General features: G+C 30.5%; 12 protein-coding genes. All 12 read left to right on the top strand.

What is annotated here, in order from left to right:
• The first annotated feature begins 32 nt into the window (after positions 1 to 32).
• On the top strand, positions 33 to 1,289 hold the full coding sequence (locus H0I32_RS05235) for a sulfate adenylyltransferase subunit 1 (protein ID WP_173587200.1): 1,257 nt from the start codon (positions 33 to 35) through the stop codon (positions 1,287 to 1,289).
• Between the two features lie 151 nt (positions 1,290 to 1,440).
• A complete protein-coding gene (locus tag H0I32_RS05230; RefSeq protein ID WP_179312787.1) occupies positions 1,441 to 1,797 on the top strand; it encodes a four helix bundle protein in 357 nt (118 codons plus the stop codon).
• A gap of 1 nt (position 1,798) precedes the next feature.
• Positions 1,799 to 2,608 (top strand): 3'(2'),5'-bisphosphate nucleotidase CysQ, encoded by an 810-nt coding sequence (gene cysQ, locus H0I32_RS05225; RefSeq protein WP_179312788.1) that lies wholly within the window; start codon positions 1,799 to 1,801, stop codon positions 2,606 to 2,608.
• Between the two features lie 73 nt (positions 2,609 to 2,681).
• The gene (locus H0I32_RS05220) at positions 2,682 to 3,542 is read left to right on the top strand and encodes an ABC transporter permease (RefSeq protein ID WP_179312789.1); all 861 of its coding nucleotides are present in this window, start codon (positions 2,682 to 2,684) and stop codon (positions 3,540 to 3,542) included.
• Between the two features lie 22 nt (positions 3,543 to 3,564).
• On the top strand, positions 3,565 to 4,830 hold the full coding sequence (locus tag H0I32_RS05215; RefSeq protein ID WP_179312790.1) for an ABC transporter ATP-binding protein: 1,266 nt from the start codon (positions 3,565 to 3,567) through the stop codon (positions 4,828 to 4,830).
• A 24-nt stretch (positions 4,831 to 4,854) separates the two neighbouring features.
• A complete protein-coding gene (locus tag H0I32_RS05210) occupies positions 4,855 to 6,234 on the top strand; it encodes a DapH/DapD/GlmU-related protein (protein WP_179312791.1) in 1,380 nt (459 codons plus the stop codon).
• Positions 6,224 to 7,129, top strand: a complete 906-nt coding sequence (locus H0I32_RS05205) for a glycosyltransferase (protein WP_179312792.1) — start codon at positions 6,224 to 6,226, stop codon at positions 7,127 to 7,129. Before H0I32_RS05210 ends, H0I32_RS05205 begins: the two co-directional genes overlap by 11 nt.
• A gap of 9 nt (positions 7,130 to 7,138) precedes the next feature.
• Complete coding sequence (locus H0I32_RS05200; RefSeq protein WP_179312793.1) at positions 7,139 to 7,810, top strand: DUF1919 domain-containing protein; 672 nt, start codon at positions 7,139 to 7,141, stop codon at positions 7,808 to 7,810.
• Between the two features lies 1 nt (position 7,811).
• Positions 7,812 to 8,951, top strand: a complete 1,140-nt coding sequence (locus H0I32_RS05195) for a glycosyltransferase (RefSeq protein ID WP_179312794.1) — start codon at positions 7,812 to 7,814, stop codon at positions 8,949 to 8,951.
• Between the two features lie 253 nt (positions 8,952 to 9,204).
• Positions 9,205 to 9,807, top strand: coding sequence for a hypothetical protein (locus H0I32_RS05190; protein ID WP_179312795.1), 603 nt, complete (start codon positions 9,205 to 9,207; stop codon positions 9,805 to 9,807).
• Between the two features lie 2 nt (positions 9,808 to 9,809).
• Positions 9,810 to 10,790: a glycosyltransferase gene (locus H0I32_RS05185; RefSeq protein ID WP_179312796.1), complete on the top strand. Its 981-nt coding sequence runs from the start codon at positions 9,810 to 9,812 to the stop codon at positions 10,788 to 10,790.
• Positions 10,771 to 11,724 (top strand): glycosyl transferase, encoded by a 954-nt coding sequence (locus H0I32_RS05180; RefSeq protein WP_173587212.1) that lies wholly within the window; start codon positions 10,771 to 10,773, stop codon positions 11,722 to 11,724. Before H0I32_RS05185 ends, H0I32_RS05180 begins: the two co-directional genes overlap by 20 nt.
• The last annotated feature ends 208 nt before the right edge of the window (positions 11,725 to 11,932 follow it).

Raw genomic sequence — 11,932 nt, 5'->3', positions numbered from 1 at the left:
TAATAGACCTAACGCCCATAAAGACATAAAAAATGGATTATCAAGATATAGAATTATTACGTTTTACAACAGCAGGAAGTGTAGATGATGGAAAGAGTACCTTAATTGGGCGCTTACTTTACGATAGTAAATCAATTTTTCAAGATCAATTAGATGCTGTTGAGGCCTCTAGTAAAAGTAAAGGTTTTGATTATGTGGATTTATCCTTATTAACTGATGGTTTAAAGTCCGAACGTGAGCAAGGAATTACCATTGATGTGGCATACCGTTATTTTGCGACACCAAAGCGTAAATTTATCATTGCAGATACTCCAGGTCATATTCAGTATACGCGTAATATGGTCACTGGCGCATCAACGGCTAACTTAGCTATTATCTTAGTTGACGCCCGTAAGGGGATGTTAGAGCAAACGCATCGTCATGCTTTTATCGCTTCCTTATTACGTATACCGCATGCTATTGTTTGTGTAAATAAAATGGATTTAGTCGATTATAGCGAAGAGGTTTACACTAAGATTGTGGCAGACTTTAAGGCTTTTTCTTCAAAATTAGATATAAAAGATATTCAGTTTATTCCTATTTCAGCTTTAAATGGAGATAACGTCGTTAACCGATCTGAACATATGGATTGGTACGATGGTAGTACTCTAATGTACCATTTAGAAACCGTACATATTTCTAGTGACCATAACCTTGTTGATTGTCGTTTTCCTATTCAATCTGTAATTCGTCCTCATACCATAGAACACCAAGATTATCGCGGTTTTGCAGGTCGTATTGATGGTGGGGTTTTTAAACCTGGTGATAAAGTAAAATCATTGCCTTCAGGGTTTGTAACGACTATTAAAACCATTGAGCTTAATGGTGAGCAGATTGCCGAAGCTTTTGCGCCCATGTCTGTAACCATGACTCTAGAGGATGAGATTGATAACAGTCGTGGCGATATGATTGTACGCGAAAATAATGTTCCTGAAGTTAGCCAAGATATTGAAGTTTTAGTGTCATGGATGAGTAGTACTCCTATTCATGCTCGTACTAAAGTGGTGATTAAGCATACCACAAACGAAACTGTTGGTATGGTTAAGGAATTAAAATATAAAATAGATATTAATACGTTACATCGTATTGAAGGTATTGATAAAGTGGAAATGAATGATATTGCACGCTTATCTATAAGAACCGCGAAGCCTTTGTTTTTTGATGCTTATAAAAAGAACCGTCAAACTGGAAGTATTATTATCATTGATGAGCAGACTAATGAGACTATTGGTGCTGGGATGATTGTTTGATGGTGAGGTGGTGAAGGGGTGAATTGGTGATTTGATGGTGAATTGGTGAATTTGATGGTGATATGGTGATATGGTGATATGGTGAGGTTGTGATATGGTGAAGGGGGTGAAGTGGTGAATCTTTAGAATAGGAATTTTAAAATATTAGCATATGACTCATAAAGATTTAGAGGTTTATAAACTAAGTTTAGATTTAGTAGAAGAAATCTATAGCTTAACGAAAGACTTTCCTTCTTCTGAGAATTATGGGTTAACTTCGCAGCTTAGAAGAGCGGCGGTTTCATTACCTTCAAATATTGCAGAGGGTTCAAGTCGAGGGTCAACAAAAGATTTTATTCGGTTTTTGAATATTGCATCAGGATCTTTATCTGAGGTTGAGACTCAATTGATTATTGCTGAGCGTATTGGCTATGTTACATTTCCTGATACACTAAAAAATAATATTAATAGCATTCAAAAAATGTTATACCGTTTAAAGCAGGCTTTAACTAAAAAAATAAATGACTAAAATGAATCAAGGACATACTGTATTACCAAAGCTTTTACATATAGCCATAGAAGCTGCCTTAGAAGCAGGGAAGTCTATTCTAGAGATATACAATACCGATGATTTTGGTGTGGAATTTAAAGGGGATGATTCACCTTTAACCAAAGCGGATATCGCTTCACATCATGTTATTGTCCGTTATTTAGACCAAACGAATATCCCAGTGTTATCTGAAGAAGGTAAAGCAATACCTTATTCCGAACGTAAAGATTGGCATCAGTTATGGATTGTAGATCCTATTGATGGGACTAAAGAATTTATAAAGCGTAATGGTGAATTTACCGTTAATATTGCTTTAATTGAAAATCAAAAAACAAGTTTAGGAGTTGTTTTTGTACCGGTATCGGGAGAACTTTATTTTTCGAGTACCGATTTAGGTGCTTTTAAAACCACTATAGATTTAGGTGATTATAACATCGATCGCTTTATAGATCAAAGTCAAAAATTACCTATAGCACGCGAGGATAAAACTTTTACCGTCGTGGCAAGTCGTTCGCATATGTCTGCAGAAACAGAAGACTACGTTAATGAGCTGCGCGAAACGCATGGTGCTGTGAACTTAATATCAAAAGGCAGTTCCTTAAAGTTGTGTATGGTGGCCGAAGGCAGCGCCGACTGCTACCCTAGATTTGCACCGACGATGGAATGGGATACCGCAGCCGGACAAGCCATTTGCGAACATGCCGGTTTTGAAGTGATGGATTGGGAAACCAAACAACCGATGCTCTATAATAGAGAAGCCTTATTGAACCATTGGTTTTTGGTGAAGTAAAAGGCTATGTTTGCAGCTGTTAACTTAATGTGAGCTATTATTTTTAAAATAAATACAAATTGCAATTATAAAAATGAGTACAATACCAGAAGATTACGACTTAATTATAGAACCTAAAACAAAGTTGTTAGATCTCAATTTAAAAGAGGTTTGGCGGTATCGTGATTTGTTAACCTTATTTGTTCGTCGCGATTTTGTAGCGGTATATAAGCAAACTGTATTGGGGCCATTGTGGTTTATACTTCAGCCTATTATAACGTCTATAATGCAACTTCTTATTTTTAATAATGTAGCTAAAATTCCCGTTGATGGTATGCCACCAATGTTGTTCTATCTTTCAGGGAATTTAATGTGGCAATATTTTTCAGGGAGTTTAACTTTAACATCTAATACGTTTAGAAGTAATGCAGGTATTTTTGGTAAAGTCTATTTTCCAAGGTTAATTACTCCATTGTCTTTAATTATATCACAGTTATTGAAATTTGGAGTTCAGTTTTGTTTATTTCTAGTGATTTGGTTCTATTACTATTTTAACGGAAGTATTGATTTTGTTTTACAACCCAATTTACACATTCTAACAGTACCTCTTTTAATCATTATTATGGCAGGTTTGGCTTTAGGTGCTGGTATGATTATTTCTTCTTTAACAACAAAATATCGTGATTTTACATTTTTATTGACTTTTGCAGTTCAATTAATGATGTATGGTACTGTTGTTATTTATCCGCTATCATTTGTTGATTCGCAATATCAGAAGTTTATTTTAGCAAACCCAATGACACCAATTATAGAAGCGTTTAGATATGCTTTTACAGGTATGGGGACATTTAGTTGGGGGTACTTAGGTTACAGTACATTGATAATGTTATTTTTAATGACTGTTGGTATCATTGTATTTAACCGTGTGGAAAAAAGCTTCATGGATACTGTTTAATAATTTGAGATAAATATTTAAGATGAAACCAGCTATAAAAATAGAAAACTTAAGTAAACAGTATCGTTTAGGTACTGTAGGGACAGGCTCCTTTGCTCACGATTTAAATCGTTGGTGGTATACCGTTAGAGGTAAGGAAGATCCTTACTTAGAAATTGGAGAAACTAATGATAGAGCTAATAAAGGAGAGTCTGATTATGTGTGGGCTTTAAAAGATATCAATTTTGAAGTAAAACCAGGAGAAGTTCTTGGTATTATAGGAAAGAATGGCGCAGGGAAATCAACATTATTAAAATTATTAAGTCGTGTAACCAGACCAACAACAGGAAGTATTAAAGCTCGCGGACGTATAGCATCTTTATTAGAGGTGGGTACAGGATTTCATCCCGAATTAACAGGACGTGAGAATGTGTTTCTTAATGGTGCTATCATGGGAATGAATAAACAAGAAATTCGTTCTAAGTTTGATGAAATTGTTGAGTTTGCAGGCTGTGAACGTTATATAGATACGCCTGTTAAGCGTTATTCTTCAGGTATGTATGTGCGGTTAGCGTTTGCTGTAGCTGCTCATTTAGAGCCTGAAATACTTATAGTAGATGAGGTTTTAGCCGTAGGTGATGCCGAATTTCAAAAGAAAGCTATTGGTAAAATGAAAGATGTATCAGAAGGAGGGAAACGTACTGTTATTTTTGTTAGTCATAACATGGCAAGTATTCAAAAATTATGTACAAGACTTGTTGTAATGGAAAAAGGAACTATTTCCTATGTTGGAGATGTAGATAAGGGTATTGAGAGGTATATTTCGGCAGGAACAAGTAATGTGAATATTGACTTAAAAAATCGTAAAGATGGTGTTTTTAAAGGAAGGGCTAAATTTACAAATCTAAAAATCACCAATCAGAATGATTTAGAAATAGATATAGTTCCAGTAGGTAGTTATGTCAAATTTAAACTGGAAATACAGAGTTTTGAACCTCTTAATAAAGTAGGATTAAGATTGTTGTTTTTAAATAGTAGTGGCCAGATTCTGTTTCTTTGTAATAATTTGTTTTCGGATTCTGCTTTTTCTATAAGTCAGAATCAAGTGTATACCTGTCACATACCTAAATTTCCACTACCTGAAGGACAATATTATATTCAACTTTCTATTTTTTCGGAAAATGGAATGGAATACGATTTAGAATTTGCCAAAGAGATTATAGTAGATTATGGTAAATTTTTTAAAAGTGAAAAAACTCCAATGCTAAAAGAAGGTGTTTTTGTAGAACATTTCTTTAGTAAAATATAATAATAGAATAAATTTATTATATAAATGAAAAAAATAATTAATACAATTGTAGGTAAGTTAATATCTAAATATAGAAATGATATAGTTTATTATAGTGAGAAAGTTGAAAAGGAAAATGAAAAAAATCGAATTGAATTTATTATAAGAAATATTCCTTTGGTGGGTGATAGATTAAAAGTTGATAACGGTCTAATTATTACTCATCCAAACAATGTGGTAATAGGCTCAAATGTCAAGCTAGGAAATAATGCTTATTTCGATACTATTGGTGGACTGATAATAGGAGACAATGTATCAATTGGTGCCAATGTAACGGTTTCAACATCGATGCCAAATTTTAACGGAGCATTACCTCATGACAAAAAATTTATTACTAATTCTGTAATTATTCAAAAAAACGTAATTATTGGTATGAATGTAAATATTGCCCCAGGAATAACAATTGGAGAAGGTGCTATTATAAGTTCAGGAATTAGTGTTATTAAAGATGTTCCTAGTTTAGCTATTGTAGAAAGTCAATCATATCATAACTTAAAATTAAGAGATAGTTTTCAATATAATTTATTAAAAGAGAAACAAATATATGCAGATTCGGATGGGAAATTATTTGAATTAAATAATTTAAGTAAATTAAGTGGTAGTGATTTAGGAGGGAAATTGTTTTTTATTGTTAGTACTGGTAGGTCTGGGACAACTTCTCTAGCAAGTATTTTAAGCCAAAATCCTAATATAAATTGCCGTCATGAAATATCTAATCAATTGATTAAAATTTCTACTGAATATGCTCATAATAGAATAAGCAGGAAAAGGGTACTTGAAACAATTAGAGGTATCTATGATAATAGGGTTTTTGATGCCTACGAATTATTGGGAGAGTCTAATCAAAAGTTGTCGAATTTAATTCCTTTAATTCATGAAGCTCTACCTCAAGCAAAATTTATATGGCTTATAAGGGATGGAAAAAAAGTAGTAGATTCCACATATGCTAGAGGTTGGTATAAAAATGAAATTGAAGATCAGGATATGTATCGTGATTTAGAATTGTTAGATTGGGATAATTATAGATTATTAGGTTATAAAACAAATGATTTTGAACTTGAGGAATGGTCTAAAATGAGTGATTTTGAAAAAAATTGTTGGTATTGGGTTAAATGGAATTCTATTATAGAAAGAGATTTTCAAAATTTACCTAAAAACCAGAAATTGTTTATTAAACTTGAAGAAATTAATGAAGGAATTAATAAAATGTCAAATTTTCTTGAAATTGATGATTTTGTTTTTAAAATAACTAAAAATAACAAGGCTAAACATACATTAAAGGGTAGTGAAAATTGGTCAGACGTTGAAATTGAACAATTTGAAACAATTTGTGGGGAGTTTTATCGCAGGTACTATGACAATTAAATTTTCTATACTAATAGCAAATTATAACAATGGGGATTACCTAAAAGATGCTGTCCAAAGTGTTAAGGAACAAACACATGATAATTGGGAGATTATTATTGTAGACGATTGTTCTACTGATGGTGGATTTGACTCTTTCAGTGCTGAGAATACAGATAAAAGGATAACATGCTATACCAATACTAAAAATATGGGTTGCGGTTTTACTAAAGCGCGATGTGTTGAATTAGCGACAGGTAGTGTCTGTGGATTTTTAGATGGTGATGATAAGCTTATAAAAACGGCACTTGAAGATCTGTTGTTATTACACCGTAAGAACCCTAATGCTAGTTTAATTTACTCTCAGAGTTACCTTTGTAATGAAGATTTAGAGATTGTTAAAATTAATGATCTGATTGGAGCTATACCTCAAGGTGCGTCGTATTTAGACTCGTTATTTGGTTCACCATTAGTAAATCACTTTGCTACTTTTAAACGTGAAGCATATTTAAAGACCAAGGGAATCCGAAAAAATTTAAAACGTGCAGTAGACCAAGATTTGTATTTCAAATTGGAAGAGCAAGGTGATCTTATATTTTTAGAGAAACCGTTGTATTTATACCGGTATTTAAGAACAGATGGTAAAGACGGAATTTCTACAGGACCTAATAAGCGGTTAGCTAAAGAAGATTATTTTATTGTTTATTATGAAGCTTTACAACGTAGATTAAAGCAAGGTATTAAAATACCTAAGAAAACTACTGATGGTTATAGGCGGTTAGTTATAGATTTTTATGTCTTTAAAATAAAAAACAGTAAAAACTTCTTTGATAAATTAAAAGCTTTATTGGACTCGTTAAAGTACGGAGGTACTAAAGATCGTTTAAATTATAGGATTGGTTTATTACTAAAATAAAAATATAATATGAGGCTTTTAAAATCTATTAGATTCAGATATCATCATTATAAAAAACAACAAGAAGCTAAAAAAATCGCGAAATTAAAAGAGGAACATAAAAATTATATAGATGATTTTAAGGTAGATAACTTTACTATAATTTCTGCTAACTGTTGGGGAGGATCTGTTTATGAAGATTTAAATATACCTTATCAATCGCCTACCATAGGGCTTTTTTTTTATGCAGAAGATTATATAGAATTTTTGAATAAACTAAAATATTATATGGAATGCCCTTTATCATTTAAGAATACATCTAAATACAAGGAAGCCAATCTTTTTAGAACTGAAAAATATGCTTATCCCATAGGCATATTAGATAATAAAATTGAAATTCATTTTTTACATTACAAAACAGAAGATGAGGCACGCTCTAAATGGGAAAGAAGAGCTAAACGAATTCATTGGGATAATATTTTCATAGCCTGTACAGATCGAGATCGAATGACTTTAGAATTAATGGAAGAATTCGATAACTTACCATACGATAAAAAAGTATTATTTACAGCTAAGAAACTAAAACATATATCTTCAGCAGTACAAATTACAGCTTATAGAAAGGAAGAAGTTGTTGGAGATATATATAACGAGAGATATCATGTTAGTAAAGATTTTAATATTCAAAATTGGTTAGAGTAATATGAAAATTGGAATTATTTCAATAATGGAAGGCTATCCTTGGGGAGGAAGTGAGGAATTGTGGTATAATATGGCTCTTCAAGCAGTAGAATCTAATCATGAAGTATTAGTCTCTTATAAATTGTGGGATGAATTACCTGAAAATTTAAAAATACTACAAGAAAAATATGGTGTAGAAATCTTAACTCGTAATAACAGAACGATATACCCAAGTGTTTGGCAACGTGGTTTAGGGAAATTGATGAATAAAGCTTCAGAAAATAAAAGGATTAATAATTTTGAAGATATAATTGATCGTAATCCAGACATTCTCTTCATTAATGAAGGCGCTTTTACCAGTATTTTACATTTTCCTGACTTATATAATTTATTACTGCAAAACTCAATTCCATATATAATTTTATCTCATCAGAATAGGGAATATGGAGCAATTCCAGAGGATAAGTTTTTGCTAGCTAACAAAATTTATCAAAATGCAAAAAAAGTCTTATTTGTTAGTGAACGTAATAGAGAGATGGCAGATATTCTTTTAGCTAAAAGTTTAAAAAATAGCAAAGTAGTTTTAAACCCTGTTAATTTAACTAAAGTTGAAAAATTACCATTTCCCGTAACTACAATAATGAAATTAGCAACTGTAGGCAGGTTACAATGTGCACAAAAAGGACATGACATTTTATTAAGAGCCTTATCTAAATTAAAAAGTAAATTTAATTTTCAGTTAACATTTTATGGTACTGGTGAAGATGAATTCTATCTAAAACAGTTAACTAAATATCTTGATTTAGAAGCACAAGTTATCTTTGCAGGATATGAAAAGGATGTAAGAAGTATTTGGAAAGATAATCAGTTATTAGTTTTATCATCACATTATGAAGGAATGCCGTTAGTAGTTGTTGAGGCTATGTTGTGTGGTAGAGCTTGTGTGGTTACTGATGTCGCAGGTCATTCTGAATGGATCAACGATAAGGTTAATGGTTTTATCTCTAAAACCCCAAATGTAAATGAGCTAAAGGTCACTTTAGAAACCGCTTTTAATAATTTTAAAAGTTGGGAAACTATGGGTAAGGTTGCTTTTGAGGTGGCCACAAATAAATATTCGAATCATCCAGGGCAGGAATTATTGAAAACTATTTTAGATTAAATCATGGTTTGGCTTTGTTTTAAATAAATTTATACAATGATAAAGAAACTAAAATATAAAATAATACAATCTTTTTATCGAAATTGTAAATCTAAACCAAAAGGGGTGGCAATGTTTCATTTTGGGAGATGTGGTAGTACTGTTGTTAGTGAACTTTTAAATCAGAATAAAAACATAAAATGGGATAATGAGTTATTTCAGATTATTAAGTTAGGTAAGAAAAAAACCTTTTGATGTAAAGTATGAAAGTGATATGTTCCAAATTTTGATTAATCGATATTCTAGAACTAAAGAGGTGTTTTATGGTTTTGAAACTAAAGCTATTAACGAAGCTCATTTGGGGAAAGATTTTTTAAATATGGACTTTGAATTATATTTAGATAAATTGGTGAAATTGGGATTTAAAAAGTTTGTGATTCTAAAAAGAAGAAACTATTTTAAACAAGTGTTTTCTATTGCAAGAGGAATTGAAAACAAACAATTTCATTTTAAAAATGAAGACAAATTAAAAATAAATAAAATTAATTTTAACCCAGAAAAAGTTACGTATGGTGACTTCAAAGGTGATTTATTAGAGGTTTTTAAACGTTTTGAAAATCAATACCAACACATTGAAAATTTAATAAAGTCTAAAGGATTAGATTACTTAGAATTATTTTATGAAGATCATATTGAAAAAGATCCAACTGTTTCATATGGTTTAATTTGTGAATATCTTGGAGTACAATTATTTGATGAAGTAAGTATTCAACAAAAAAAAATTGCGCATAAAAATATCTTCGATGAAATCAAGGATCCAGAGCTAGTAAAGAATTATTTACTGGATACGGAATATAGTTGGATGTTAAATAGTTAATTATGAATTTATCAATAATCACATGTACATATAATCCCAATAGAGCGGTTTTTGATCGGCTGATTAGCTCTGTTTCAAAATTAAAAAAACCTAATAACATCAGTGTTGAATGGATCGTAGTTGATAATAATTCAAAAAATAAAATTGAAGCTAATTTTGATTTTTCAAATGTTAAGATTCCTTTCTCACACGTCATTGAAAGAAAACCTGGGCTTACAGCTGCCAGGATTTCCGGAATTAATTCGGCAAAAGGAGATTGGTTAGTTTTTTTTGATGATGATAATGAACCAAATAATAATTATTTAATTGAATCGGTTGAATTAATATTGAATTACCCAAAAGTTAAGTGTTGGGGTGCGGGTAATATTAATGTTTGTTTCGAAGATAAAAATGTTAATAGTTGGGTAATTAAACAAAAAAAGATTTTTCAAGAACGTCATGTAATTGGAGAAATCATTCAGAATTCAGAAGTGTGGAATGAGAATTATCCGCAAGGAACTGGACAATTAATAGAAAAGAAAATAATCTTAGATTATTTAGATAAGGTTGATTCAGGTTTGTACTCATTAAGTGATAGAAAAGGTAAAAGTTTAAGTAGTGGGGGTGATGTTCAAATTGCTTTAAATGTTATTAAAAAGGGTTATAAAGTTGGAGTTAGTGAAAAGTTAATATTAAATCATAATATAGAGTCTAACAAGTCTACATTTGAATACATAAATAGATTGATTTATGGAATGGCTTCTGGAGCAATTGTTTCCCATCAGCAAGTTTTTCCTAAAAAACAAAGTCCTAGGAATATATCAAACTTAGATGTTTTTTATGTTTTTTTAAATTATTTAAGACAGTATAAATTTAAATCCTTAAATAAAGATAATCAATTAATATTAGCCCAAAGATTTGGTGATTTAAATGCTCAAAATTTGGCGTCTCATAAAAAAACTAACCCTAAATTATTAGAGATTTTTGAAAAAAGATATATTTAATACTCCTATCTTAATTATTTGCTTTAATAGGCCACAATATATTAGTAAACAAGTCGAAGCGATTAAATTAGCTCTTCCTAGCACGATATATATATATAGTGATGGACCAAGGCAAAATAATTTAGATGATATTAGGAAAACTAAAAAGGTTATAACACTTTATAATGAATTGATAGACTGGGAATGTGATGTTAAATTTTTTTCTAATGAAAAAAATTTAGGATGTTCTAGAGGCCCCATATCAGCAATGTCTTGGTTTTTTAATCATGTTGAAATGGGAATTATTCTAGAAGACGATATTATTCCAAGTATCGACTTTTTTAAATTCAGTCAAGAAATGTTAGAAAATTATAGAGATGATAGAAGAGTAATTTCTATTAGTGGATGTAATTTAGGATTTGAGGGAGTTCCTAATAGTTATTTTTACTCAAATATTATGAACATGTGGGGATGGGCCACTTGGAGAGACCGGTTTGAAGAAGTTGATTTTGATATGACCTCTTGGGAAGGGAAAAGAAATAAATTATATTTTTTATATGATAAATTAAAAAATGGAACTTTTGATTTGGATATTAATTGGTGGATATATTGGAAAACAATATTTGACAAAACTGTTAGTTTTTCTAAAGATCGGGTTACTTGGTGGGATTATCAATTTATTTATCATCAATTAAATAATAATCAATACAGTATTTTTCCAAATAGAAATTTAATAAAGAATATTGGATTTGATTCTGATGCGACGCATACAGGACAAATAAACAATCCAGTAAGATTTCTTAAATCAAAACAATTAGATTTTCCAATTCAAGTCAATAATGAATTGAAAAATAATAAAGAATTTTATGAGTTTTTTTTAAAACCTTTATGGGCATTTTATAATCGACCTAATTGGAAATTTTATTTTGGTAAATTATTTAAAAAAAACAAATAGAATCTATAATTATAAATTAAATTATTTATTGTAATTAGAAAATTTAGTTCCTTGATTATCGCTATTACTATAAATTATTAAAATAACACTTAACTTAAGTTGAAAATATTATATAAAAGAATTTGAAAACATACCCCAATATAATATATTGGGAAATTATTCAATGAGTTTAAATTAAAACTCATTGATATTAGAAAATATAAACGAA

The sequence above is a fragment of the Winogradskyella sp. HaHa_3_26 genome (assembly GCF_019278425.1).
GTDB lineage: Bacteria > Bacteroidota > Bacteroidia > Flavobacteriales > Flavobacteriaceae > Winogradskyella > Winogradskyella undariae.
The sequence above is the reverse complement of the archived record's forward strand: the minus strand, read 5'-3'. Positions and strand labels throughout refer to the sequence as shown.

Excerpts from the sequence above, each read along its gene's own strand:
- H0I32_RS05235 (WP_173587200.1), top strand. The coding sequence starts at position 33 with ATGGATTATCAAGATATAGAATTATTACGTTTTACAACAGCAGGAAGT.
- H0I32_RS05230 (WP_179312787.1), top strand. The coding sequence starts at position 1,441 with ATGACTCATAAAGATTTAGAGGTTTATAAACTAAGTTTAGATTTAGTA.
- cysQ (WP_179312788.1), top strand. The coding sequence starts at position 1,799 with ATGAATCAAGGACATACTGTATTACCAAAGCTTTTACATATAGCCATA.
- H0I32_RS05220 (WP_179312789.1), top strand. The coding sequence starts at position 2,682 with ATGAGTACAATACCAGAAGATTACGACTTAATTATAGAACCTAAAACA.
- H0I32_RS05215 (WP_179312790.1), top strand. The coding sequence starts at position 3,565 with ATGAAACCAGCTATAAAAATAGAAAACTTAAGTAAACAGTATCGTTTA.
- H0I32_RS05210 (WP_179312791.1), top strand. The coding sequence starts at position 4,855 with ATGAAAAAAATAATTAATACAATTGTAGGTAAGTTAATATCTAAATAT.
- H0I32_RS05205 (WP_179312792.1), top strand. The coding sequence starts at position 6,224 with ATGACAATTAAATTTTCTATACTAATAGCAAATTATAACAATGGGGAT.
- H0I32_RS05200 (WP_179312793.1), top strand. The coding sequence starts at position 7,139 with ATGAGGCTTTTAAAATCTATTAGATTCAGATATCATCATTATAAAAAA.
- H0I32_RS05195 (WP_179312794.1), top strand. The coding sequence starts at position 7,812 with ATGAAAATTGGAATTATTTCAATAATGGAAGGCTATCCTTGGGGAGGA.
- H0I32_RS05190 (WP_179312795.1), top strand. The coding sequence starts at position 9,205 with ATGTTCCAAATTTTGATTAATCGATATTCTAGAACTAAAGAGGTGTTT.
- H0I32_RS05185 (WP_179312796.1), top strand. The coding sequence starts at position 9,810 with ATGAATTTATCAATAATCACATGTACATATAATCCCAATAGAGCGGTT.